This window comes from Halomonas sp. IOP_6, from assembly GCF_021151565.1.
Classification (GTDB): Bacteria; Pseudomonadota; Gammaproteobacteria; order Pseudomonadales; family Halomonadaceae; genus Vreelandella; species Vreelandella alkaliphila.
Genome location: NZ_JAIRBO010000001.1, coordinates 347,316 through 371,508, shown reverse-complemented (window position 1 = coordinate 371,508; position 24,193 = coordinate 347,316). Strand labels below are relative to the sequence as shown.

The window sequence follows — 24,193 nt, the reverse complement described above, 5'->3', positions numbered from 1 at the left end:
AGTATTGTTTGAATATTAAGGTCTATAAGAAAAGTGATAGCCAATATCGATGACTGAAATTACCTATATCTTATTATTATCATTGCTGGCTGGCGCGGCAATGCCCACGGGGGCATTGCTCGCTCGGCTTGATCTTGTGCACCCCTATTGCTTGGGTGCTTCTTGGCGGCATTTCATCATTGCTTTTGGCGGGGGGGCGCTTATATCGGCAGTCGCTTTGGTGCTAGTTCCTGAGGGAGCGAGCAAGCTGTCTCCTTTATTGGCCGCGTTGTGCTTTGCCGCGGGAGGGGTGTGCTTTTATCTTTTGGATGCTTTTTTAAGTAGGCTGAACAGCTCTGTTGGTCAACTGGTTGCGATGCTTTCTGATTTTGTTCCAGAAGCCATTGCTTTAGGCGCAGCCTTCGCCGCTGGAGGAAGCGCTGGCTTATTGCTGGCGCTGCTAATGGTTTTGCAAAACTTACCGGAAGGGTTTAATGCCTTTGAGGAGTTAAGTAGTAACTCTCAACTCTCACCAAATAAAATCGTGCTAGCTTTTAGCGGTTTAGCGTTAGTAGGTCCTGCCTCTGCCGCCACAGGGTATTATTTGCTGTCCCAGTATGACGAGTTGATGGGCGCTTTAATGCTGTTCGCCAGTGCGGGAATTCTTTACTTAGTTTTCCAGGATATTGCACCAGAATCTAAGCTTGTACATCAAAGCATGCCTGCAGTGGGAGCAGTTACTGGCTTCTTGCTCGGTTTAGTCGGCAATATGATGATTGCTGGTGGCTAATAAAGTCAGCTATGAGTTGTGATCAATTGAGATGATCTCAAGCGGTCTCCTGTAACTCATCTATCAGCGTCAAGTAAGCAATGTGCGCTTATAAGCTTTCTTTTAGCTCGTCTTCTTTCTGGCCCCAGCATTTTTCCTTTTCGGATAGCTTTTTCTTGGCTTAGTTGCACGTTTTGCTGGGCCTCCGGCCTCACCTTGGGCAGTTTGTAGGCTGTGTCTCAGCTTGGCCGCATCGCTGTGGGTGAGTAGGCCACGTAGATCATCCAGGAGTGCTTGCTGAAACGCGCCGGGGTCATCCTGCTGTTCTGAGATCGCCCTAAGCCGCTGTTCCCAAAGCGCAGTGCGTTCTGGCGTGCTTACGGCGCTTGGCAAGGCGGCAATCAGCGCGCAGCCGAGTTTAGTGGCACGCAGGGCTTTTTGCTGCCGCACTAAGTAGCCACGCTGCACCAGCGTTTCAATAATACCTGCACGGGTTGCTTCGGTGCCAAGGCCATCGGTGTCACGCAGCGTGCGGCGCACGTTAGGGTCATCTACGTAGCGGCCAATGTTCATCATCGCTTTAATCAAGCTGGCATCAGTGAATGGTTCCGGCGGGCGAGTTTCTTTCTCCTCAACGCCTGCGCCAAGCGCTTGGCAGGCTTCCCCCTGAGTGAGCGGCGGTAGCGGCGGAGTTTCGTCGCGGGTGGTGAAGAGTGGCTTCCAACCGTGATCAAGAATGCTCTGGCCGCGGGCACGGAAAGCTTCATCTAGCAGGGTGAACTCTGCTTTCACCTCAAAGGTGCGCAGCGGCCGATAAAACTGCGCCATCACATTGCGCACAATTAACCGAAATACATGGCCTTCAGTGGCGGAAAGTTGGCTAAAGTCTGCAGGCTTGCCGGTGGGCGCTAGGGCATGGTGCGCGCCTACCTGTTTGTCGTTCCAGGCTTTTGAGCGCAGGGTAAAGTCAGCACCACCCAGCCACTGACGCAGCGTGTCATCGTTTTGGCAGGCGCTGCTCAAGCTACGCTGGGCCAGCGCTAGATGCTCTTCGGGCAGGTAGCGGCAGTCGGAGCGAGGGTAGGTGATTAACTTGTGCTGTTCATAAAGCCGCTGGCAAATATCCAGCACCATCTGTGCGGAGAGCCCGTGGCGGCGCGCGGCGTCTACTTGTAACGCGGAAAGCGAATAGGGTAGCGGCGGCGCTTGGCGCTTTTCCTGTTGATCGAGGGTGGTTAGGGTGCCCCGTGCGCCGGGAAGCTGTGCTGCTAAGGCATCGGCGGGAGTGCGATCGATCAGCCGCCCTTGTTCATCTAAGGGCTGGTGCTCTTTGGGTGCCCACCAGGCGCGCAGCTGACCTTGGGCCACCTGTAAATCCACCCATAGCGGGTAGAACGGGTGAGGCTTGAAATCACGAATGGCATTGTCGCGGCGCACGATCAACCCGAGTACTGGTGTTTGCACACGGCCAACGGAAAGCACGCCGTCATGTCCCGCTTGGCGGCCGGTAAGTGTCCAGGCGCGGGTTAAATTAATGCCATACAGCCAGTCAGCACGCGAGCGCGCCTGGGCCGCTTGAAACAGCGGCTGGTATTCCATATTGGAGCGCAGCTTGGCCAGCGCACGGCTCACGGCGGGTTTGTTAAGGTCACTGATCAGCAGCCTCTGAACGGGGCCGCGATACTTCATGTACTCAATTACTTCCTGCACCAGTAGCTGGCCTTCGCGGTCTGGATCGCCAGCGTGCACCACGCTAGTGGCCTGCTTAATCAGCTTGCGAATCACTGCCAGTTGCCCTCGCGCCTTGGGGCGCGGCATCAGTTTCCACTGCTGCGGCACAATGGGTAGCCGATCTAGCCGCCACTGTTTATCGGCAGGATCGTAGGCTTCGGGCGGGGCTTGTTCTAGCAAGTGGCCCAGGCACCAAGTGACGGTGGTGTCGCCGCAGACCATTGCGCCTTCCTGGCGTTTTGCGCTGCCGGGCAGCGCGTCGGCTATGGCCCGTGCAAGGCTGGGTTTCTCGGCGATAATCAAGCGCATACAGTGTCTAGCCCTGTCTGATAACAACAAGTTGCCATCTTAGCAGAACCGGCAACAGGTTAGTGTCTGGCTTGTGTGTTAGATGGCTAGTGAGTTGTTTTGTAGATGGATGAATTTATTTCTGTGTATAGTTTTTGTATAAAATTAACAAATTGAGTAAGCTGTCAAAAAGCAATTAATGAGGCGATTTCCATGCGCGAGCGCGGCAGAACACGACGTTTATTGGGTCTGGGTGCCCGCACTGGCGGGGCGCTGCTGAAAACTCGTCTAGGTGGTCAAGCTGATTGGCGGGCGCTTGGTGAAGCGCTGTTTGAAGGGCTTTCGGAGCTGAAAGGTCCGGCCATGAAGCTAGCGCAAATTATGTCCCAGTGGGATGACCTGCTGCCCCCAGACCTAGCTAATGAGCTTGCTCGCTTGCAGCGTCAAGCAGAGCCAATGCCTTGGCCGCGTATCCATGAAGCGTTGCTACTGCAGTACGGCGATATTGATCAGTACTTTAGCGATATAGAAGAGCGTCCGTTTGCCAGTGCTTCCATGGGGCAGGTGCATAAAGCAGTAACTCATGCAGGTGAAACCGTGGTGCTGAAAGTGCAGTACCCTGGACTTGCGGATGTGTTGGAAAGCGATCTTAAGCAGGTCAAACGGATCATGAGCTTGGGCCGCTGGTTCAAAGTGCCTCAAGCGCGCTTGGATGCGCTGTTTGAAGAGTTGGCGGCGGGGCTGCGTGAAGAGCTGGATTATCACGCCGAAGCACGGGCGCTGGCTCGCTATCGCGAGCGGTATCAGGATAACCCTCAGTTGGTCATACCCGAACCACTTTTTGAGCTATCTGGCCAGCATGTCCTTGCTATGCGCTTTGTAGACGGTACACCGCTGCGGGATTTAGAAAGCACCGATGATGGCACTCGTCAGAAAGTGGCCGTGGCGTTGGCTGATTGGATTACCGAGGAGCTGTTTACCTACGGTGAGCTGCATGCCGACCCCCACGCCGGTAACTTTGCGGCGGATGCTGAAGGTCGCTTGATCATCTACGATTTTGGTGCGGTCATACCTGTGCCCGAAGCGCGTCTAAAAGCCATGATGCAGCTATTAGATGCCACCTTGGCGCAAGACCCGATGGCAATGGATGATGCGTTAATGAAAATGGGCGGCCGCCAGGGGCAGGGCGCGCCGCTGGCACTTTATCGAGAGTCCGCTGAGTGCGTGTCGCCACTATTTTTCCCTGGTGAGCAGGATTTCAGCGATGTGCGGGTACACCGCCGCCTGCGCGAGCTAACGCCCAAAGTGTGGGCTGCCATGGATCGGCTGCAACCGCCTGCGGATACCTTGCTGCTCTCCCGGGCGCTGAATGGGCACTATTGGAACTTGGTACGTCTGAAAGCGCGTCTGGATATGCATACGCGCACCGAGCCGCTGCTAGCCTGGGCGCGTAGACCCTAACTAATTGCCGCTGCGGGAGAGCTGCCTGTCATGCTAGACTATTGCGCTTTTCAATCGCGTTTTGAAGACAGTGGAGACGGCAATGCTGGCGGTATGGGTCGATCAACTGCTGGGATTTGCCTCTGGGGCACTCTCGGCAATTAGGAAACAGGAACACTACCCCGATTTTATGACCTGGGTACGTGCCGAAGGCGCAGATTCGTTTAATGGCGATGTGGCAACTGCCCAGGCGCTTGCGCCTATTTTATGGTCGCAAACGCCGCTAGAGCGGCTTAATTTTGCGAACGAACCATTGGCCACACCAGGGCGTAACGAGCCTTGCTGGTGTGATTCAGGGCGTAAATTCAAACAGTGCTGCTACCGCGTTGACTTCCCCACGGATATTCCTGAGCAGATGATGTGGATGCTTTCCCTGCGTGAGTGGAAAGGCGCTACGTTGAAAGCAGCGCTGGAAAGTCAGCAAGCACCTGCCCAGGCGTTATTAGAAGCCGGGCTAATTGCTGCTGAAAGCGGTCAAACCGGTCGTTCAATGCAGATTCTTGAGTCACTGTTCGACGGTAGTGATTGGTCGCGCTTGCCGGAGCAGGCCGAGCCTGCGTTTGAAATTCTGTTAGATATCTATCAAGAGCGTGGCTTTACCCGTAAGCGTGCTGACCTGCTTGATGATGTTATGGAGCGCGGCCCACTGTTTTTGCGCGGCGTGGCGCTTGAGCGGTTGTGCCTCATGCACCTGGATAACGACGACTTGGACAGCGCCCGCGCTGCGTTCGTAAAAGCCCAGCAGGCGCTACCGGATTCTCCGACGCTAGCCTACATTGAAGCCATGTTGCTGCTGCATGAAGGTCATGAGGAAGAGGCCAAAGAGCGAGCTAACTTCTGGTACCGCCGCTTGGTTCGCCAGGGCGACTTGGATGAAGAGCAGCTCGAATTCCTGGCAGCTCTGGCTGAAAATCCTGGTGCCACTTTGGCCGACCAGCTGTTGAGCGCCGAAGAAGATATGGCGACGCCGCTAGTATCGCTACAGGCGCTGTTGGCTGCACTCCCAATCGCACCGAAGCTGACCATTGAACAAGATGCCGATTCCGGTAGGTTGCACTACACCACCACTGCTCGTGAAGAAACCCTGTTTGCGGCTTGGCACGAACAGTTTCAGGTCATGGTCGATGAAGAGGTCGCCTTGGGCTTTCGCGATGATCCGTGGGGCAACGCGATAGAGTGGATGTCTGAGCTATGTGCTCACCCAGAATGGTTAGATGCCCCCCAGGTAGTGCAAGATGTAACGTTAGCACTGACCAGCCGCTTTGGTAGCCTGCCATGGATGGCGCCGAGCCTGCTGGAACCGCTGGCACTGCGCCTTTCTCGCTGGCTTGAGCAGGCCCGTGCAGCTGGTGACGGCAGCTTGTGTTGGGACGACGCCGATAACGCCATGCTGCTGCGCACCGGCCTTGCGCTGGTGGTGGGCATGGAGCGCGGCGCGCGCCAGCACTCCCGCGAGTTGGCTGAAGAGCTGCTAGCCATAGACCAGGAAGATAGCCTTGGCTTAAGAGAGTTGGTACTTGACCAATTGCTGCGTGATGACCGCAATGAAGAAGCGCTAGCGCTTACTGATGAGCCCCAAAAAGACGATGGCTCTTTAGAGTTGGGTTTATTAATGGGTCGTACGCTGGCGCTGTATCGATTGGAAAAGCACGATGCCGCTGAAGCAGCGCTGGCGGATGTGGTCGCTCATAATCGCTATGCGATAGAGCTGTTATGTGCCGAGAACCCGCGGCCTTCAATGCCTCACGCGGATGGGCAAGTCGATCCTGGCTCCCGTGCGGAAGCGTGGCAGTATCGTACCTTGATGCGTGACCAGTGGCGCACCACGCCAGGCGCGCTGGCGTGGTTAGCGGATCACCGCTAACTTTATTTTGCCTCTGCGATCACTGGGGTAGGCACCAACTGCTTATCTCGGCTGATCCAGATGGCTAGCAGAATGGCGGGTAAACCGAGCAGAGTGGCCACTACGAAGAAAGTGGCGTATCCCTGAGCCGTGACAACCAGCCCGCCAAAACCGCTCAGAAACTTCCCTGGTAACGTCATTAGCGACGAAAACAGTGCGTATTGGGTGGCGGTATAAGCCCGCGACGTTAAGCTGGAAAGAAACGCGATAAAGACAGCGCTGGCTAAGCCATTGGCAAGATTATCGCCAATAATGGTGACGACCAGCATGGGAAGTTGGTTGCCTATCAACGCTAACGCGGCAAACAGCAGGTTGGTCACCATGACAAAGCCAGCGCCAATGACCAGCAGTGGCCCAATGCCGTAGCGAGCAACCAGCAAGCCGCCAAGAATGCCCCCCGTTATACTCATGGCAATACCAAAAATATTGGTGACGTTGGCGATGGTGGCCAGCGAAAAGCCTAAATCGATATATAGCGGATTTGCCATAGAGGCCATGGCAAGGTCGCTAATTCGGAACACCGCGATAAAGATTAAAATGCCCAACGCCTTCACCCCGTAGCGGCGGAAGAAGTCGGTGAAAGGGCACACAATGGCACCAATCACCCAAGCACCTAGACGTCGCAAAACTTTCGGTTGGCCACGGCTGGCACGAATGAAGGCGCGTACCTTGGGTTCGTGAATGAGCTGAACCGTCAACGATGCGCGCTTTGGTTCAGGTCGAATCAGCACGGTGAGCACGCCAATGCCCACAAGCGCGGCCATGCAGAGGTACGCTGCGTTCCAGGAAATCGCTGATGCCACATACAGCGCCCCGGCACCTGCCGCTAATAGCCCACCGCGGTAACCGATAATGTAAGTAGAGGCCATCGCTGCTTGTACATCGTCATCGGCGGATTCGATGCGATACGCGTCAATAGCAATATCCTGGGTGGCTGAGCCAAAGGCTACCAGCAGCGCAAAGGCTGCTACCCAGCCTAGGTTACCTACTGGACTGACTCCCGCTAAGCCAATCAGCCCTGCCGCAATCATCCCTTGGGCAAGCAGCATCCAGCCACGTCGTTGGCCAAACGTGCGTGTCAGGATTGGCAGGGCAAGTCGGTCAACGATAGGCGCCCAAAAAAACTTGATTGAGTAGAGCATGCCAATCCAGGCGAAGAAGCCAATGGCGGCCACTTCAACGCCGTCACTGCGTAGCCATGCAGACAGAGTGGAAAACACCAGCAAAAAAGGTAAGCCTGCAGAAAAACCTAGAAACAGCATGGTGATGACAGGCGCACGACAGTAAATACCTAACGCATCCAGCCAGCTGCGCTGGGGAGTAGGGGTGGGCATATTGGTTAACACTCCAGGAAAGAAAACGTCTGCATCGAGGCCCGCTAAAAACCGCTCAGTGGTAGACTAGGCCTGATATCCATGACAAAGCCGATAGCTTACCGGAGAGGAGTTTTCAATGTCGATTACAGCCCATCAAGTAGTCACTTTACACTACGTGTTAAGCGATGTGCTTAGCGATGGCAGTACCCGCGTGCTAGATGACTCCAACGCGCGTGATAAGCCCTTAGAGTACCTTCATGGACACGATAATATTTTGCCCGGTTTAGAGAGTGCTCTGGAAGATAAAGCCGCTGGAGATGAGCTGCGTGTCACGCTTGCGCCTGCTGATGCCTACGGCATCCGTAATGAAGACTTGGTGCAACAAGTGAGTCGTGCCTCATTTGGCAGCGCAGCACTTGAACCCGGTAGCCGTTTCCAAACAGAAGGTGAAGCAGGCCCGCAAATTGTCACGGTGATGAGTATTGATGGGGACATGGTAACGGTCGATACAAATCATCCGCTGGCAGGCCACACGCTTCGCTATCAAGTCAACGTGCTGGATGTGCGTGATGCAACCCGTGCAGAGCTGGCGAAAGGCCACCCTCTACCGCCGGGAACCGAACACAGCAAAGTAGAAGATCGAAAAGTGCTTTAGCAGCAAGTTTTAGGGGCTTTAAGTTTCACAGACTTTAAGTTTCACAGGCCTTAAATCTTCAGCGTGCTCAAAATTGACAGTGTATTTTAAAGCTGCAGCGTATTTTGAGCGTTAAAAACTGACCCATATCAAGTTCCTGATGGGCCGCAAATAACCCCGCTGAAAAGCTTGACCCAGGTCAGCTTCCTGCCGCGATTAACGCACTAGGATGGTGTCATACATCACGGCAGGAGGGGATCACCATGTACTGGGATGATGCTGTTATTTTCGGTCTAGTTACTGTCGCGTTAATGATTGCTTTTATGATTGGTTGGGTAGGTTTTATTGTACGCGACCACCTCCGTAAGGATGAACGTAAAAAGCATTAACGCCGTTGTGGTGACCGTCGTCAGGGGAGGGAGCTTGCTTCTAATAGCGAGCTTCCTGTTGCCGGCCCATTTGGGTCGGCTTTTTTTTGTTGATTAAAAACTGTTTCCGAGTATTCGCATTAATCGTCTGGTAAAGTACCTAGTTGTACAATAAGGCATTGTACCGCAAGGAAGCCATTTGCCATGAATGCTGTTACTTTAATCGTTGCCATACGCTGCTGCGCTCATCATTATCCCAAAGCTAGTGTTGCCTGTATTCTTCTATTACTTAGCTGGCTATCAGTGCCGGTCTATGCTCAAGCATTAAGCGTCATTAATGGTGAAAAAACCACAGCACTCTCTCTTAATGAGTTACGTCAACAATCTACGATTACCTCGCCAGTATTTGATCCTTTTCAAGGCCGAGAACTAGAGATGCATGGGCTTGAATTCCGTCGCTTTCTCATTAATCAATTTGGCGAAGTTCCTCCCGCATTGCACTTTACGACATGGGATGATTACGAAGTGACGTTAGGTGGCTGGGATGATCCTAAGTGGTTAATGGTCACGGCAGAGAGTGGAGAGCCACTTACATTGCGTTCGCGAGGGCCATTGCGGCTGGTTGATCAGGCTTATAATGATCAGCGTGATATCAAAAATTTACGTGAATTCAATGACTGGATATGGATGATTCGAAGTATTGAGGCCCGTTGGTGATCACTAAGCCGCCCCCTTCTCCACCTGCCGTACCACTGCCACCACCCGCTCCTTTAGCGAGGAAGCGCCGCTATGTAACGTGGTTATCATTGAGCCTCATGAGTTTTATGGCATTGATGGTGGTTATTGTTTATGAGGCGCGCTGGGTATATCCCGAAATACAGGCTTACTTCAGCCAAACAGGCAATTTGACAGGGCAGCAATTGGCCACCAGGTCACGGGGATATTTACAGCTTGCCCAGCAACATTTGTTAGGCAAACAGCCCTTTGATGATGAACAACGACAAATGGTTAGGCTTAATCTCGATCTTGCCTATGGGCTAATTGATGTCGAGGTATATCGTCAAAGGTACAGCTGTACCCAGCCGAGTTTACAAACCCTCAATTTACTAACAGAGCGCCTTAAAGAAAATGCCGTGACGCCGTTTGATGCCGCAGCTGAATTGTTGGGTCCAATTGATTGTTTAACAAACATTGAGATGAACCAGCTCGACCTGCGTGGTATGGCAATTAATGAGTTTTCTGAAAACACCCGGCGGCATAATCAGATTCTCACCTATTCGAGTATGGTGATTTTTGCACTAGGGTTGCTGTTTTGGGGAATGCATGAGCGTCAGTTGCGGCGTACAGAGCGCGCTACTAAGCAAACCCTAGCCTGGATGCAGCATGCGATGCGCGATCCGCTGACGGGGATAGGTAACCGCATTGCGCTTCATCAGGATGTCGCTGCCAAAAAAGGGGCTGCGCTTGCTTTGATCTTGGTCGATATCGACTTCTTTAAGCAGTACAACGATTCATTGGGGCATCCAGAGGGTGATCAACTGTTACGGCGCCTAGCCAGTCTATTGAAATATGTACTTGGAGCAAAAGCAAAACTGTACCGATTAGGCGGGGATGAGTTTGCCGCAGTATTGCCTTGTGATAATGACGCGTTATTGATTGGCTACTGTGATCAATTGACGTCTGTTTTAGAGCAGGCTGATTTCAAACACCCCACGCATCCGCACAATGAAAGGGTCACCTTGAGTATTGGGGCAGTGCGCTTTACCGCAGGGGAAGCCACTTTTCCAGATGCCTACAAAGCTGCTGATAAGGCGCTTTACCGAGTAAAGAGCGCAGGCCGTAATGATTGGCAAATTACTGCAGCTGCATAATGTTTTCACAAAACGCTGAAGTATAGTTGAAAAAAGTAAACAATGGGAAAGTGACGCTCAGTCAGTGGTTTGATGTGTACTTCGGGGCTAGGATTGTTTTTAAAACAGTGTTTCATAACCTTTCTAGCGATTAATCCGGAGTGCTGATATGAGCAATGAAGCCGATTCCCTGCTGAATAAACGGCGTTCACGCCGACAAGTGTTAGCAAGTTTAGGCCTTGGCGCCGCTGCACTTTACGTGGCCCCTACGATGTTTTCCATGGGGCAAGCTGAAGCGCGCGAACATCACCATTCCCGTTCACGTTACTCGCGGCCCAGCTATTCAAGGCCCCGTTATTCAAGACCCAGCTATTCAAGACCCCGTTATTCTAAATCCAGCCATTCACGTCCCCATTATTCACGTCCTTACTACGCTCGCCCACAGCGCTCTCGTTGGGATGGAGACGCTGTGATTGAGATTCGCATAAGCCGCTTATTACCTCGCTGGTAGGGGTAGGTGCCATGTCTACTACATCGATTGCTGTCGATTATGCGCTGGAAAATGTTGGTCCTTGCATACGCTTGATTGATGCAGAGGACCTACTGCCAGTGATTCATCAAGCCATGCCAGGTTGGCGGCTAACGCCCTGTGAGGCTCAACAGCACGCACCCTCTATTTGTGTTTGGCGTCATCCTAATGGTTACTGGCAGGAAGCGCCGGCCCTGCCGGGAGGCATGTTATTAGATACACCGGCAGGAACCGCATGTAGCGTGATTGCTGATTTAGCGGGGGCTTATCTTCGACATCATCCTGAGCATATTGGGCTTCACTGTGGGGCGGTAGAGGTTAATCAACAGCTAGTAATATTTCCGGATAGTCATCGAGCTGGTAAAAGCACGCTCACGGCGGCGTTCGCCGCGGCTGGTTATCGGGTGTTTGGCGATGATGTGCTGGCACTCACTAGCTGTGGTGAAGGGATAGCGCTGGGCGTTGCACCTAGATTGCGTTTGCCGTTGCCAGAGACCCTTGCGCCGGAGTTTCATAAGTTTGTTGCCAACCACCTAGGGCTTCATGATGATCGCTATGGCTATCTGGCGTTAGGCGAGCAGCAACTGGCATCGCATGGGATGCGTTGTCCGCTAGGCGCCGTACTGCTTATTGAGCGCGATGAATTGCTCAGTGAGCTACAGCTGGTTCGTCTGCAGCCGGGAGATGGGTTGTGGCAGTTGTTGCAGCAGAATTTCGCTGAGCATGAGTCGGATCAAACGTTGATTGAGCGCTTTTTGCCCCTCTTAAAAGATTTACCGTGTTTTTTAATGCGTTACCGAGATGCTTACGAAGCGGCAACATGGCTGGCAACTGAGATAGATAGCGATGGGTTTCTTGACGGTGCTGTGGCGACGAATCCGTGTCGTCGTCAAACTGAGCCGGAGGCGTTCAAACAGAGTCAGGTGCTGGCAGCAAACGACGCGCGCAGGTGGCAAATCAGTCCGGTGGCTCACGAGTTTCCACTGGGTGAAGAGCTGTTCGTCATTGCTAAAGAGGGCGGCGAAATTCATCGTTTGAATGTGACGAGTAGAGCCGTGTGGGTACTGCTGCAGCATGAGGCTCTATGCCAAGATGAAATTATTGATACCTTGATGGCTTTTTTTGTTGGCGCTAGCAGGCAAAGTGTCAAGCGAGATATCTGCCAGTTATTGGGCCAATTAGTCAGCTTGGGATTAGTGCAGCCTGTCGCCGATTAGCGCTGGCACTGGCGAGGCAACCTAACTGATGATGCCTGCCAGTGTCTCTTTTATTGGCCACGATGCAGTTCTAGTCGTGGCCGTTATAAACGGTTATGCGCTGATCAGTCCTGCTTTTTCGCGTAGGAAATCAACAATTGTGTCAGCAGGAACCATGGTGGCTTCGCTGTCCCTGCGGCCTTTGTATTCCAGTTCGCCGTTATCCAAGCCACGATCACCAATCACTAAACGGTGAGGCACTCCCATAAGCTCCAGGTCAGCAAACTTGACGCCGGGACGCGTGTCGCGGTCATCAAGCAGTACATCTAAGCCTGCGGCTGTTAGCGCTTGATAGAGACGTTCGGACTCTTCACGCACACGTTGTGATTTGTGGGCATTCATCGGCACCAATGCCACTTGGAACGGTGCGATAGCGTTTGGCCAGATAATGCCTGAATCATCGTGGTTTTGCTCAATGGCGGCAGCGACCACGCGGGTAACACCGATACCATAGCAGCCCATCCACGGATGGCTGGTTTTGCCGTTGTCGCCCAGCACCGTCGCGTTCATTGCTTCGGAGTACTTTTGTCCAAGCTGGAAGACATGGCCCACTTCAATGCCGCGCTTGATAGACAGCGTGCCTTTGCCGTCTGGCGAAGGGTCACCTTCGACAACGTTACGTAGATCGGCAACTTGGGGCAGCGCCACGTCACGCTCCCAGTTAATACCGAAATAGTGCTTGCCATCGATGTTTGCACCCGCACCAAAGTCACTCATAAGCGCCACGCTGTGATCAATAATGATCGGCATGTTTAGGCCAACTGGACCAAGTGAGCCTGGGCCAGCGCCAACCACGGCGCGAATTTCTTCTTCGTTTGCCATGGTAAGTGGGGCGGCTACCTGGGGCAGGTTTTCAGCTTTGACTTCATTAAGCTCATGGTCACCACGGATTAGCAGGGCAATCAAACCACCTTCAGCGGCATGCACCATCAGTGTCTTGATGGTTTTCTCAATCGGCAGGCCATGCTGCTCTACCAGGGCGGCAATTGTCTTAGCGTTGGGCGTATCGACCAGGTGCATCTCTTCGCTGGGGGCTGCACGCTCGGCGTTGCTGCCTAGCGGCGCGGGCAGAGCCTCAGCTTTTTCCATATTAGCGGCGTAATCGGAGGCGTTGGAGAACACGATATCATCTTCGCCGGATTCTGCTAGCACGTGGAATTCGTGAGAACCAGTGCCGCCAATTGAGCCGTTATCAGCAATCACAGGACGGAAATCGAGACCCAGGCGGGTGAAGATGCGTGTATAGGCATCATACATCGTCTGGTAAGTCTCTTTGAGGGAGGCTTCGTCCAGGTGGAAGGAGTAAGCATCCTTCATAATGAATTCGCGAGAACGCATCACCCCAAAGCGCGGGCGAATCTCGTCACGAAACTTGGTCTGGATTTGGTAAAAATTAACCGGCAACTGCTTGTAGCTGGCAATCTCTTTGCGCACCAAATCGGTAATGACTTCTTCATGGGTCGGGCCTACGCAGTAGTCACGCTCGTGGCGATCTTTCAGGCGTAGTAGCTCCGGGCCGTACTGTTCCCAACGGCCAGACTCTTGCCATAGGTCAGCAGGTTGCACGGCGGGCATTAATACTTCCTGAGCGCCGGCACGGTTCATCTCTTCGCGGACAATGGCTTCAACCTTACGCAGCGTGCGTAGGCCAAGCGGCAGCCACGTATAGAGGCCGGAGGTAAGACGACGGATCATACCGGCGCGCAGCATTAACTGGTGGCTGATGACTTCAGCGTCGGCCGGGGTTTCTTTTAATGTCGCAATCAATAATTGGCTGGCGCGCATGGGCGTGAGCATTCCTTGTTGGTAGGGGTGATGCTTAATCGTTTAGTAACGTAGCGCTTAAACTAGCGTTGAATGCGGCATTGTACGGCTAAGCGGGTATGGCGGCAAAATCCTACGTTAACAGCTTGGCGTGTGCTGGTAATCAAATGTGTTAAACTTGCCCAGTTTTGTGGCTCGATAGCAGTGGGCAAACAAGCGCATCTTCTTCAGCTATCGGTACGTTAGGACTTTGAGGGAACCTTCATGCAGCAAGCAGTACGCCGTTGGTTAACGGGGGCCGTTGTTGGTGTCTCCATTGTAACGTTAAGTGGTTGTGGGACGCTTTTTCATCCTGAACGTAAAGGACAAATGAGCGGTAATGTTGACCCCGTGGTGGCGATCGCCAATGGTGTCGGCTTACTGTTTTTTATTGTGCCAGGCGTTATCGCTTATGCCGTGGATTTCTCTAATGGCACTATCTACTTACCAAATGCGAGCAGTGCGTCGGTAGATATTCACCACTTAGACGACGCTATGGATGTAGCTTCGCTGGAAAAGCTGCTGTCAGATAAAGCGGGACAGCCTGTTAGCTTGGAAAACGAATTATTGATGATGGAAGAAGTGGCCAGCCTGGATGAAGCGTTAGCCATGGTGCGGATGTCGGGCGTACTGGATGAAGAACGCCTCGCTACGATGTAATGCGTAATGGCCTCATATGTAGAGGCAGATAGCGCTGAACAGAAATAATAAAATGCCCCTAGTAGTGAACGCTCTGGGGGCATTTTTTGTCGTATCGTTATTAAATAAATAGTTATTGTATGAATAACATACCGCTAATGATTTGGAGCCTTTGTCAGCTTTAGTACCACCAAGCCCGCCACAAGCCCCCAGAATGCACCGCCGATACCTAACAACGTGATGCCTGAGCCGGTTAGTAAAAAGGTAACAATGGCGGCATCTCGTTGCCCGCTATTTTCAAATGCATTCGCTAACCCACCGCTTAATGTGCCAAGTAACGCTATACCTGCCAGCGACATGACCAGGACGCTGGGAAGCGCATTGAAAACACCGGTAACTGTGCCCCCAAATATGCCCATCGCGATATAGAACACGCCCGCTGCAACGCCTGCGGTATAGCGTTTAAGAGGATTCGCATGGGCATCAGGCCCTATGCATACCGCGGCGCTAATGGCCGCCATATTGAGTGCATAGCCACCGAAGGGCGCAAGTAACAGCGTTGCGCCCCCTGTCCAACTAATGAGCGGCGAACTGTTTGGCTGATAACCTGCTGCCCGTAGCACGGCTACGCCAGGTAAATTTTGAGTCGCCATGGTAATGACAAACAGGGGGATTCCTATACTGATCAGCGTTGTCAGCGAAAAGGTAGGCGCAGTGAAAACCGGTACGGTAGGTGCTAACGGAATGCTGTGTACGTTAAGTTGACCCTGCCAAAGGGCAATAGCAATGCCGGTTAACAGTACGCCAGGCACTGCGAGCGTTGGCCATAGGCGCCGACCGGCTACCCAAGCGGCTAACATGGCCAGTGGTAGTAGCCATTGGCTTTCCATCACGTTGAACAGCTCTAAACCGAAGCGCAGCAGAATACCTGCCAGTAGGGCCGAGGCGATTGCGCTGGGGATATAGCGCATCAAGCGCTCGAATAACCCTGTTACGCCGCAGAGCGTAATGAGCAGCGCGGAGAAGAGGAAGGCACCGATCGCTTCATCAAGTGGAATGCCAGGAAGATTCGTTGCCAAAAACGCCGCGCCTGGCGTTGACCACGCTGTCAATAAAGGCATGCGGTAGCGCAGCGATAGTCCTATCGAGGTAATGCCCATGCCAATGCCCAACGCCCACAGCCAAGAGCTGATTTGCGCAGTGCTGGCGCCCGCTGCGGCTGCCGCCTGGAAAATGATTGCCGCTGAGCTTGTATAGCCGATAGTGACAGCAACGAAACCTGCTGTGACGGCCGAGAGGCTAATGTCTCGCCAGAAAGGAGTTCTATGGCTTCCTGTGGGCTGTAGGGTAGGTGGTGCCTCCATAGTGTTGCCTCGTTTACATTGGGTGGCGTGCGCTATAACGCACAATGCTGCCAGACTATCACTGTGCGTTATAGCGCACAATATTGGCATCGCCGGTGTTCATCGCTGTTCGGATAGGTAAACTACGACACTAAATTCTATGGAGAACCACATAGTGAGTGACCCTCATACCATTGCCGAACACATTGCGGGAACCGTTAAAAAGCTACGTAAAGATCGTGGTTGGAGCCTAGATCGCGCGGCGGGTGAAACGGGTGTGAGTAAAGCCATGTTGGGACAGATAGAGCGTGGTGAGTCTAGCCCTACCATCTCAACGCTGTGGAAGATCGCGAGTGGTTTTCGGGTGTCGTTTTCAACCCTGTTTGATGGTGACAAGCCTGCGTTAGGCGAACTACACAGAGATGGCTGGGAGTCCGTTTGGGGCGATGATAGCGCTGGGATGCAAGCGCGGCTGCTTTTCCCTTACGACCCGCTGCTGGGCTTTGAAATGTTTATGATTGAGCTAGCGCCAGGGGCGATCAGTGAGTCGTCTCCCCACGCCAGCGGTGTGGTAGAACACATCGTCGTTGTTGAAGGCGAGATGGAGCTGCGCATTGACGAGCGCTGGCAAACGCTACGAGTAGGCGAGGGGCTGCGTTTTTTTGCCGATCGTCCCCACGCCATGCGTAACAGCGCTACGACGCGGCTACGTTTTCACGATGTGATTCACTATTTGCCAGGCGCTGCTTCAGGCACTTGAGCACCGGGTACTTGAGCACCTGGTACTTGAGCACGTAGCCAGTTGATTTCATCAGCCCAAATGCCGGGTTCGACGGTTTCCAGAATCATCGGTATGTCATGAATGCGTTCGTCTCGCATGATCGTTGTGAACGCATCCAGGCCGATATTGCCTTTACCCAGGCTGTGGTGGCGGTCTACACGGCTGGCGAAGGCACTCTTGGCATCGTTTAAATGCATACCGCGTAAATACTCAAAACCGACTACCTTGCCTAGCTCGTCCAACGTTGCTTTGGTGGCCTCGGCGGTACGTAGGTCATACCCTGCGGCGAAGGCGTGGCAGGTATCAATACAAACGCCAACACGGGTTTTATCATCGACGTGGGCAATAATTTCCGCTAAGTGCTCGAAGCGCCAACCGAGGTTGGTGCCTTGCCCGGCAGTGTTTTCAATCACTGCCGTAACACCTTGTGAGGCTAGTAATGCTTCGTTGATGGAGTCTGCAATGCGTTTCAGGCAATCGGCTTCGCTGATTTTGTTCAGATGACTGCCTGGGTGGAAGTTCAATAACGTGAGACCTAGTTGCTCGCAGCGCTGCATTTCGTCTAAAAACGCAGCGCGTGATTTTTCAAGCCCAGCGGTTTCCGGGTGGCCTAAGTTAATCAGGTAACTGTCGTGGGGTAAAATTTGTTCCGGGCCAAACCCGTGGGTTTGGCAGGCTCGTTTAAATGCAGCAATAGCCTCATCGGTCAGCGGTTTACCTTTCCACTGTCGCTGGTTTTTGGTGAACAGAGCAAAGCCATTTGCGCCGATTTCTACCGCACGGAACACTGCTTGATCCGCGCCACCCGCGGCGCTTACGTGGGCACCAAGATAGTGCATAGTCTTCCTTAGGTAGAATATTGATATTGACGAATTTAACCGTGTCGACGTCGATTATTCAAATAGCGTTGAAATGCTTCAGGCTCATCAGTGATCGCGCTGGCTATTCCCCAGCCCCAGCGGCTTTCAAAAGCGCTGGGGTCATTGGCGGTATAGCATAAAATTTCATAACCATCTCGGCGCATGGCAGCGGCCTGTGTGTGTTTTAAGCGCGGCCAATGAGGGTGAATACTAAAGGCGTCGATGGCTTCACACTGGTCACGCCAGGTTGGTGGTGTGCTGCCAAATAGTACGCCCAGCGCGAGGGCTTCTTTGGGTGCGAAGCGGCGGCATCGAGCTAACGCTCGGGCATCAAACGAGGACACAATCAGCCGTTCAGGGGGCAATGTTGCTAATACGATTGGTAATACGGTATCCACCAAGGCGATGGGGTCACGGCCTTTGTTTACCTTGATCTCTAAATTCACCCCCATATTGAGTTCGTTCAACAGCGCTAGCATGGCCTCTAGACTGGCCATTTTTTCACCTGCAAACAAATCTCCAAACCAACTGCCGACGTCAAGCTGTTGTGCATGCTGCCACGTCAGGCTAGCAAGGTCGCCACGGCTATCGGAGCAGCGGCTAATATCGCTATCGTGCCAGATGACAGGGGTACCATCGCCCAGTAGTTGAACGTCTAATTCCACCCAAGTAGTGCCCACTTGATGAGCGGCGCGCACTGCCGTTAGGGTGTTTTCAGGTGCGGCGGCTGAGTATCCGCGATGGGCTATAAGCGTAGGCAAACAGATTGCTGGGTGCGTCATAGTCTGTCCGTTTTAGAGTAATCGATAAGCATTGTTATCAACATTTTTAAATAGTCTAGCATGAGTGCATGACAGCAATATGTCCTGTATGGCTGGCTAATCGCTTGATTTGAGACGCACAACGCGGTTGGATAGCCTGCTAATGTGTGTCCAGTAATTAATAATGGGAGTATGCCCAGATGTCTAAACGTATTCAGTTTTCAAAAACGGGCGATTCAGGTGTATTGGAGTGGGTCGACACAGAGCCTAAGGCACCCGGCAGCGGTGAAGTGCGTATTGCTAATAAAGCGGTGGGCCTGAATTTTATCGATATCTACTTTCGTACAGGGCTCTATCCTGCGCCATCTATGCCTTCTGGATTAGGCACTGAAGGTGCAGGGGTTGTCGACGCTGTGGGTGAAGGCGTTACCCATCTAAAAGAGGGTGACCGGGTAGCGTATGCACAAGGGCCATTGGGTGCCTATGCAGAGATGCATACCTTGCCAGCGGCCAAGGTGATTAAGCTGCCGGACTTTATTGATTTTGAAACCGCTGCGGCCAGTATGCTGAAAGGGCTAACCGTGCAGTATCTGCTGCGTCAAACTTATGCGCTAAAGGGCGGTGAGACCATTCTTTTTCATGCCGCTGCTGGAGGCGTTGGCTCGATTGCCTGCCAGTGGGCCAAAGCGCTAGGCGTTAAACTGATTGGAACGGTTAGCTCAAAAGAGAAAGCCGACCTGGCGATGGCCAACGGTGCATGGGCAACGATCAACTACAGCGAAGAGAATGTGGTAGAGCGGGTACGTGAGCTAACCAATGGCGAAATGTGCGATGTGGTTTATGACTCCGTAGGAAAAGATACCTGGGAAATGTCGTTAGACTGCCTAAAGCCTCGTTCGCTAATGGTCAGCTTTGGTAATGCGTCTGGCCCAGTAGACGGGGTTAATATAGGTATTCTGAACCAAAAAGGCGCGCTCTTTGTAACCCGCCCAAGTTTGAACGGCTATGCGGATACCCGTGAACGCTTTGAAATGATGTGCGATGACTTTTTTGGCATGATCAAAAGCGGCAAGCTTCATATTGACGTAGCAAATCGTTACCCGCTTAAGGACGCTGGAAAGGCCCAAGATGCCCTGCAAAGCCGCAAAACAACTGGCTCGACGGTGCTACTTCCTTAATACGTTTACGCGCCTGGTTAAACGGCCACGCTTTGCCGCCATTTTTGGCAACATGGAGTGAGCTGTGTGGCTTAGTGGTCCTTTAACCACTTTTTATGAATGCCTGGCGTGGCCAGGCATTTTATTGGCCTAACGTTCTTTTGTTGCTCTGCTCTTCTAGGGCTATACGGCCGTATAGTCATCATCTACTGTGTTGCTAGTTATTTGGCACATCAGCCGAGCGTACCCAACACAAGGAGATGGACATCGCATGACAATGGAAAGCATCGGGCTTGCGCCCAGTACGCTGGTCTTTATCGTTTTGGGATTAACGCTTGCCGCTTTTATGTGGGGTCGATTTCGCTATGATCTCGTCGCGCTTGCGGCATTGCTTGGCTCGGTAATGCTTGGGCTTGTGCCTAGCGATGAGGCTTTTAAAGGCTTTGGGCATCCAGCCGTGATTACGGTGGCCGCGGTATTGGTCATTAGCCGAGGGTTTGAGCGCTCGGGCGTTGTCGATATCATCGCCAATCAAGTGCTCAAAGTAGGTGAACGGCTGCTACTACAATTACTCGTGTTGGTCGGCACGGTCGTGGTGCTTTCTGGGGTTATGAATAACGTAGGGGCACTGGCGTTACTGTTGCCCGTTGCCATGCGGCTTGCTCGAGAGCACAACACATCCCCGTCGCTGTTATTAATGCCGTTGGCGTTTGGTTCATTGCTGGGAGGCTTAACCACGCTGATTGGCACGCCACCCAACATCATTATTGCCACATACCGGGGTAATATCACCGGTGAAAACTTCGGTATGTTCAGCTTTACCCCGGTGGGGATTGCTGTTGCGTTAGCCGGTCTGGTGTTTATTGTGCTTGTGGGCTGGCGCTTAACGCCTAAGCGCAGTGGGCAGGCTTCAACCGAAGAAATGTTTGATACTGCTAATTATTTGGTTGAGCTAAAGGTCTCAGAAGAGTCAAAGGCTAATGGTCTGACACTCCAGCAACTACATGATGAGCTAGAAGAGACCATCCCAGTACTTGCCGTGGTACGGGAAGATAATCGCCGCGCAGGGTACTCATTTCATGGGGTGCTTCGAGAGGGGGACATTTTGCTGCTGGAAGCAGGGCCTGATGAGCTTAAGCTGCTGGAAGATAAAGTAGGGTTGAGCGCCATTGCGGAACCAGAAGAAGATGAAAAAGATAGCGATGAGGCCGATAGTGAGAATGGGGCTTCACAACCGTCGGATGAGCGCCAGCCTGTCGATACGGAAGGTCTGCAACTGATTGAAGCGGTGGTGCGTAACGATTCAATGATGGTCAATCGAAGCGTACGCCAGCTGCGGTTAAATCAGCAGTTCGGCCTGCATTTAGTGGCGGTAGCTCGGGATGGGGGGCGTTTAAAGCAGCGTCTTCGAGATATTCGTTTTCAAACCGGTGATGTACTGCTGTTACAAGGTAGTGAAAATGAAATCGCCGATAGCTTAGCGACCCTTGGTTGTTTGCCGCTGGCTAATCGTGAGCTTCACTTAGGTCAACCGCGAAAATTGGCGTTGTCGATTGGTATTTTTGCCCTCGCCATTATTGCAATGCTGTTTGATCTTCTGCCTGCCGCTGTTGCCATGAGTAGCGCGGCGTTGATATCACTACTGATTGGTGTACTGCCGCTGAGAGAAGGTTACCAAGCCATTGATGGTCCCGTTATTGTTCTCTTGGCGGCTATGCTGCCGGTGGGAGAAGCGCTTGAAACGAGCGGTGGCGCTGAAATTATTGCTGATGCATTACTACGATTCGGCGTTGAGTGGCCCATTATTGTTTCATTGGCAGGGCTGTTTATGCTCTCGATGTTACTTTCCAACGTGGTCAATAACGCCGCAGCCGCGCTGTTGATGGCGCCTATTGCCGCCAGTCTTGCGAGTGGTTTTGATGTATCACTCGATCCCTTTTTAATGATAGTGGCCGTCAGTGCCTCATGTGCTTTTCTAACGCCGATAGGACACCAGTCCAATACGCTAGTGTTAGGCCCGGGCGGCTATCAATTTGGTGATTATTGGAAGCTCGGCCTTCCACTTTCGTTAGTAGTGATGGTAGTCGCTATTCCTGCCATTTTATGGGCCTGGCCGCTCTAATGGAGCAGGTACTTAGCGAGAAAATGGGGAAGGCCCAATGTTCGTATTATTGAATTTCGAAAATTTGCTACTCTATAGCCCATAGAGAACAGCACTTATACACCAATAAATAACGAACAGGCCGGGCTTATGAACCAACAGTTTCGCCAAGATGCTATCGTCGAGTTAGTACGCCAGCATGGCTATATGAGCATTGAGCAGCTGACCGATCACTTTGCAGTGACGCCACAAACCATTCGGCGTGATTTAAATACGCTAGCAAACGAAGGGCGGGTTCGTCGTGTGCATGGCGGTGTAGGAATAGAGTCGAGCACTGTTAATACCGCTTACAGCACGCGTAAAACGCTACATTTAGAAGAGAAGGAGCGGATTGCTCACTGCCTGGCGCAGCAAATTCCTCATCACTCCTCACTGTTTATTAATATCGGTACCAGTAACGAGATGATCGCCCAGGCGTTGCTTGAGCACCAGGGCTTAGAAATCATTACTAATAACCTGAACGTGGCCGCCATTCTTCAGCATAAAGAGGACTTCACGGTGATTATTGCTGGCGGGCAAGTTCGCTCTCGCGATGGCGGTATTATTGGCGAAGCCACTATCGATTTTATCAATCAATTTAAAGTGGATTACGGAATCATCGGGATCAGCGGTATTGATGAGGATGGCTCGCTCCTTGAATTTGATTACCAGGAAGTACGCGTTGCTCAAGCGATTATTGCCAATTCGCGACGCATTTATCTCGCCGCAGATTACTCAAAATTTCATCGTAATCCGGTGGTACGCCAAGGGAATATTTCCCAACTTGATGCTCTGTTCACTGATCGGAAGCCTCCTGAATCGATTCTGCAGCTGTTATCGCAACACGGTGTTGCATTGCATATCGCTTAAGCATGATGCGTAAGCTAAGGCAGAACACGGCCACCGACGAGTTTAAGAGTGAAGGAGAGTAGTTTCATACTTGAGCATTTGGGGCGGCTAGAGTAGCCTTGGATGATAATAAAGCGAAACAAAACACACAAAACCGAAAGAACCTACAACAAAGTGAACGTGATATGTCCTCCTTTATTCTCGCCATCGATCAAGGTACGACCAGCTCGCGCGCCATTTTATTTGACCGCCAAGGTCAAATAGAGGCGGTTGCCCAACAGGAATTTCCTCAGCACTTCCCTCAGGATGGGTGGATAGAGCATGATCCCGAAAATATTTGGGAGACTGTCCTCGCCACCTGTCGTGAGGTATTAGAAAAGGCGAATATTTCGCCAGAGCAGATTGATGGAATTGGCATTACTAACCAACGTGAAACCACGGTGGTGTGGGATAGAGTGACGGGTAAGCCGCTCTATAATGCGATTGTCTGGCAGGATCGGCGGACCTCTGAACTTTGTCAAACACTCCGTGACGAAGGGCATACAGAGGCAGTACAAGCGAAGACAGGCCTCTTAATAGACCCCTATTTTTCTGCCACCAAGCTCGCCTGGATACTCGATAATGTAGCAGGGGCCCGCGAGCGTGCGCAGCGTGGTGAGCTACTCTTTGGCACTATCGATACCTTTTTGATTTGGCGATTAACGAATGGCAAGCAACACGTCACTGATGCTACCAACGCATCGCGAACAGCCATTTTTAATATCCATAATCAAACATGGGACGATGAGCTGTTAGCGTTGTTTAACGTTCCTGCCAACATGCTGCCCGAGGTAAAAGATTCCAGCGATGATTTTGGCACCACTGACGCAGATTGGTTAGGGGCGTCTATCCCTATTGCGGGTGTGGCAGGGGATCAGCAGGCCGCGTTAGTGGGGCAAGCGTGCTTTCAGCCAGGAATGGGTAAAAGCACCTATGGCACCGGATGTTTTATGATCGTGAACACCGGGGATACACCCTCGGTATCACGAAATCGCCTGCTAACCACCATTGGTTACCGAATTAATGGCAAGCCGACCTATGCGATGGAAGGCAGTATTTTTGTTGCTGGAGCGACTGTGCAGTGGCTACGCGATGGGTTGAACCTGTTTGCAGATGCGTCAGAAACAGAGACGCTTGCTAAAGAAACCCGTAGCGGACATAGCGTTTACTTGGTACCGGCCTTTACTGGCTTGGGCGCGCCCCATTGGGACCCTAAAGCGCGAGGCGCCATTTTTGGCCTCACCCGGGATACCGGTATTGCCGAAATCGTTGCGGCGGGGCTCCAGGCGGTGTGTTACCAGACCCGTGACCTTCAGCACTGTATGAACGACGATATGGAAGCCACGCCTGGTAACCTACGTGTCGATGGTGGCATGGTGAAAAACAGCTGGGTGATGCAGTTTTTAGCCGATATGCTCGATGTCCAGGTGGATAGGCCGACTATTCTTGAAACGACAGCGCTTGGAGCTGCTTATTTGGCAGGCTTGCGTTTGGGTTGGTATGACACGCTTGAAGAAATTGAGCAACTCTGGCGTTGCGAAAAGAGCTTTACACCTAAAATGCCAGAATCGACTCGGGAGGAGTTGTACCAGGGTTGGCTAGATGCCGTGAATCGCGTGCGTTGTAATTAACAACCGTTTATTGGCTACTTCAATAGGCAAAAGCCGCTACCGATGATAGCGGCTTTTTAATGTTGTT

The 24,193-nt window shown here is 52.4% G+C and carries 20 protein-coding genes; 14 read left to right on the top strand and 6 right to left on the bottom strand.

Translation table 11 applies throughout. The features are described 5' to 3' along the window. Positions 1–49 precede the first annotated feature (49 nt). On the top strand, positions 50–769 hold the full coding sequence (locus K7H08_RS01765; RefSeq protein WP_231657056.1) for a ZIP family metal transporter: 720 nt from the start codon (positions 50–52) through the stop codon (positions 767–769). Between the two features lie 102 nt (positions 770–871). Here K7H08_RS01765 and K7H08_RS01760 read toward each other — a convergent pair whose 3' ends face one another. After that, a complete protein-coding gene (locus K7H08_RS01760) occupies positions 872–2,788 on the bottom strand; it encodes a DNA topoisomerase III (protein ID WP_231657055.1) in 1,917 nt (638 codons plus the stop codon). A 192-nt stretch (positions 2,789–2,980) separates the two neighbouring features. On the opposite strand from K7H08_RS01760, the gene K7H08_RS01755 reads away from it, so the two are divergent. Both K7H08_RS01755 and K7H08_RS01750 read left to right on the top strand, forming a co-directional pair. Further along, positions 2,981–4,228, top strand: a complete 1,248-nt coding sequence (locus K7H08_RS01755; RefSeq protein WP_231657054.1) for an ABC1 kinase family protein — start codon at positions 2,981–2,983, stop codon at positions 4,226–4,228. 82 nt (positions 4,229–4,310) lie between these two features. Then, positions 4,311–6,131, top strand: coding sequence for an SEC-C domain-containing protein (locus tag K7H08_RS01750; protein WP_038485004.1), 1,821 nt, complete (start codon positions 4,311–4,313; stop codon positions 6,129–6,131). A 2-nt stretch (positions 6,132–6,133) separates the two neighbouring features. Here K7H08_RS01750 and K7H08_RS01745 read toward each other — a convergent pair whose 3' ends face one another. Beyond that, positions 6,134–7,504 (bottom strand): AmpG family muropeptide MFS transporter, encoded by a 1,371-nt coding sequence (locus K7H08_RS01745; protein WP_231657053.1) that lies wholly within the window; start codon positions 7,502–7,504, stop codon positions 6,134–6,136. Positions 7,505–7,622: 118 nt separating this feature from the next. On the opposite strand from K7H08_RS01745, the gene K7H08_RS01740 reads away from it, so the two are divergent. From K7H08_RS01740 to K7H08_RS01725, 5 genes are all read left to right on the top strand, one after another. After that, positions 7,623–8,141: an FKBP-type peptidyl-prolyl cis-trans isomerase gene (locus tag K7H08_RS01740; RefSeq protein ID WP_095603078.1), complete on the top strand. Its 519-nt coding sequence runs from the start codon at positions 7,623–7,625 to the stop codon at positions 8,139–8,141. A gap of 242 nt (positions 8,142–8,383) precedes the next feature. Then, complete coding sequence (gene ccoM / locus K7H08_RS18360) at positions 8,384–8,509, top strand: cytochrome c oxidase subunit CcoM (RefSeq protein WP_267900570.1); 126 nt, start codon at positions 8,384–8,386, stop codon at positions 8,507–8,509. Positions 8,510–8,692: 183 nt separating this feature from the next. Then, complete coding sequence (locus K7H08_RS01735) at positions 8,693–9,205, top strand: hypothetical protein (protein WP_231657052.1); 513 nt, start codon at positions 8,693–8,695, stop codon at positions 9,203–9,205. A 98-nt stretch (positions 9,206–9,303) separates the two neighbouring features. Next, positions 9,304–10,359: a GGDEF domain-containing protein gene (locus tag K7H08_RS01730; protein ID WP_231657051.1), complete on the top strand. Its 1,056-nt coding sequence runs from the start codon at positions 9,304–9,306 to the stop codon at positions 10,357–10,359. Between the two features lie 501 nt (positions 10,360–10,860). Then, a complete protein-coding gene (locus tag K7H08_RS01725) occupies positions 10,861–12,084 on the top strand; it encodes a PqqD family protein (RefSeq protein WP_231657050.1) in 1,224 nt (407 codons plus the stop codon). A gap of 93 nt (positions 12,085–12,177) precedes the next feature. On the opposite strand, the gene K7H08_RS01720 is transcribed toward K7H08_RS01725, so the two are convergent. Then, positions 12,178–13,908 carry a proline--tRNA ligase gene (locus K7H08_RS01720; RefSeq protein ID WP_120386852.1) on the bottom strand — a complete coding sequence of 577 codons (1,731 nt, stop codon included), beginning with the start codon at positions 13,906–13,908 and terminating at the stop codon, positions 12,178–12,180. A 243-nt stretch (positions 13,909–14,151) separates the two neighbouring features. On the opposite strand from K7H08_RS01720, the gene K7H08_RS01715 reads away from it, so the two are divergent. Beyond that, positions 14,152–14,586 carry a hypothetical protein gene (locus K7H08_RS01715; RefSeq protein WP_231657049.1) on the top strand — a complete coding sequence of 145 codons (435 nt, stop codon included), beginning with the start codon at positions 14,152–14,154 and terminating at the stop codon, positions 14,584–14,586. Positions 14,587–14,720: 134 nt separating this feature from the next. Here the strand turns inward: K7H08_RS01715 and K7H08_RS01710 are convergent, their stop codons facing one another. Further along, positions 14,721–15,929: a benzoate/H(+) symporter BenE family transporter gene (locus K7H08_RS01710; protein ID WP_095603071.1), complete on the bottom strand. Its 1,209-nt coding sequence runs from the start codon at positions 15,927–15,929 to the stop codon at positions 14,721–14,723. Positions 15,930–16,080: 151 nt separating this feature from the next. Between K7H08_RS01710 and K7H08_RS01705 the strand changes: the two genes are divergently transcribed. Continuing rightward, positions 16,081–16,668, top strand: coding sequence for a helix-turn-helix domain-containing protein (locus K7H08_RS01705; RefSeq protein ID WP_084183794.1), 588 nt, complete (start codon positions 16,081–16,083; stop codon positions 16,666–16,668). Here the strand turns inward: K7H08_RS01705 and nfo are convergent. Both nfo and K7H08_RS01695 read right to left on the bottom strand, forming a co-directional pair. Beyond that, positions 16,638–17,528, bottom strand: a complete 891-nt coding sequence (gene nfo, locus K7H08_RS01700; protein WP_231657048.1) for a deoxyribonuclease IV — start codon at positions 17,526–17,528, stop codon at positions 16,638–16,640. The genes K7H08_RS01705 and nfo overlap by 31 nt on opposite strands. Before the next feature lie 35 nt (positions 17,529–17,563). Next, positions 17,564–18,331, bottom strand: a complete 768-nt coding sequence (locus tag K7H08_RS01695; protein WP_095603069.1) for a glycerophosphodiester phosphodiesterase family protein — start codon at positions 18,329–18,331, stop codon at positions 17,564–17,566. Between the two features lie 179 nt (positions 18,332–18,510). On the opposite strand from K7H08_RS01695, the gene K7H08_RS01690 reads away from it, so the two are divergent. The 4 genes from K7H08_RS01690 to glpK all read left to right on the top strand — a co-directional run bounded on the left by K7H08_RS01690 (position 18,511) and on the right by glpK (position 24,126). Next, a complete protein-coding gene (locus K7H08_RS01690; protein ID WP_231657047.1) occupies positions 18,511–19,488 on the top strand; it encodes an NADPH:quinone reductase in 978 nt (325 codons plus the stop codon). Between the two features lie 250 nt (positions 19,489–19,738). Then, positions 19,739–21,589 carry an SLC13 family permease gene (locus K7H08_RS01685; protein ID WP_038484962.1) on the top strand — a complete coding sequence of 617 codons (1,851 nt, stop codon included), beginning with the start codon at positions 19,739–19,741 and terminating at the stop codon, positions 21,587–21,589. A gap of 129 nt (positions 21,590–21,718) precedes the next feature. Next, on the top strand, positions 21,719–22,477 hold the full coding sequence (locus K7H08_RS01680) for a DeoR/GlpR family transcriptional regulator (RefSeq protein WP_193085225.1): 759 nt from the start codon (positions 21,719–21,721) through the stop codon (positions 22,475–22,477). 164 nt (positions 22,478–22,641) lie between these two features. Next, the gene (gene glpK / locus K7H08_RS01675) at positions 22,642–24,126 is read left to right on the top strand and encodes a glycerol kinase GlpK (protein ID WP_231657046.1); all 1,485 of its coding nucleotides are present in this window, start codon (positions 22,642–22,644) and stop codon (positions 24,124–24,126) included. The last annotated feature ends 67 nt before the right edge of the window (positions 24,127–24,193 follow it).

What these genes read in the sequence shown, in the direction of transcription:
- K7H08_RS01765 (WP_231657056.1), top strand. Translation starts at nt 50, where the DNA reads ATGACTGAAATTACCTATATCTTATTATTATCATTGCTGGCTGGCGCG.
- K7H08_RS01760 (WP_231657055.1), bottom strand. Translation starts at nt 2,788, where the DNA reads ATGCGCTTGATTATCGCCGAGAAACCCAGCCTTGCACGGGCCATAGCC.
- K7H08_RS01755 (WP_231657054.1), top strand. Translation starts at nt 2,981, where the DNA reads ATGCGCGAGCGCGGCAGAACACGACGTTTATTGGGTCTGGGTGCCCGC.
- K7H08_RS01750 (WP_038485004.1), top strand. Translation starts at nt 4,311, where the DNA reads ATGCTGGCGGTATGGGTCGATCAACTGCTGGGATTTGCCTCTGGGGCA.
- K7H08_RS01745 (WP_231657053.1), bottom strand. Translation starts at nt 7,504, where the DNA reads ATGCCCACCCCTACTCCCCAGCGCAGCTGGCTGGATGCGTTAGGTATT.
- K7H08_RS01740 (WP_095603078.1), top strand. Translation starts at nt 7,623, where the DNA reads ATGTCGATTACAGCCCATCAAGTAGTCACTTTACACTACGTGTTAAGC.
- ccoM (WP_267900570.1), top strand. Translation starts at nt 8,384, where the DNA reads ATGTACTGGGATGATGCTGTTATTTTCGGTCTAGTTACTGTCGCGTTA.
- K7H08_RS01735 (WP_231657052.1), top strand. Translation starts at nt 8,693, where the DNA reads ATGAATGCTGTTACTTTAATCGTTGCCATACGCTGCTGCGCTCATCAT.
- K7H08_RS01730 (WP_231657051.1), top strand. Translation starts at nt 9,304, where the DNA reads ATGAGTTTTATGGCATTGATGGTGGTTATTGTTTATGAGGCGCGCTGG.
- K7H08_RS01725 (WP_231657050.1), top strand. Translation starts at nt 10,861, where the DNA reads ATGTCTACTACATCGATTGCTGTCGATTATGCGCTGGAAAATGTTGGT.
- K7H08_RS01720 (WP_120386852.1), bottom strand. Translation starts at nt 13,908, where the DNA reads ATGCGCGCCAGCCAATTATTGATTGCGACATTAAAAGAAACCCCGGCC.
- K7H08_RS01715 (WP_231657049.1), top strand. Translation starts at nt 14,152, where the DNA reads ATGCAGCAAGCAGTACGCCGTTGGTTAACGGGGGCCGTTGTTGGTGTC.
- K7H08_RS01710 (WP_095603071.1), bottom strand. Translation starts at nt 15,929, where the DNA reads ATGGAGGCACCACCTACCCTACAGCCCACAGGAAGCCATAGAACTCCT.
- nfo (WP_231657048.1), bottom strand. Translation starts at nt 17,528, where the DNA reads ATGCACTATCTTGGTGCCCACGTAAGCGCCGCGGGTGGCGCGGATCAA.
- K7H08_RS01695 (WP_095603069.1), bottom strand. Translation starts at nt 18,331, where the DNA reads ATGACGCACCCAGCAATCTGTTTGCCTACGCTTATAGCCCATCGCGGA.
- K7H08_RS01690 (WP_231657047.1), top strand. Translation starts at nt 18,511, where the DNA reads ATGTCTAAACGTATTCAGTTTTCAAAAACGGGCGATTCAGGTGTATTG.
- K7H08_RS01685 (WP_038484962.1), top strand. Translation starts at nt 19,739, where the DNA reads ATGACAATGGAAAGCATCGGGCTTGCGCCCAGTACGCTGGTCTTTATC.
- K7H08_RS01680 (WP_193085225.1), top strand. Translation starts at nt 21,719, where the DNA reads ATGAACCAACAGTTTCGCCAAGATGCTATCGTCGAGTTAGTACGCCAG.
- glpK (WP_231657046.1), top strand. Translation starts at nt 22,642, where the DNA reads ATGTCCTCCTTTATTCTCGCCATCGATCAAGGTACGACCAGCTCGCGC.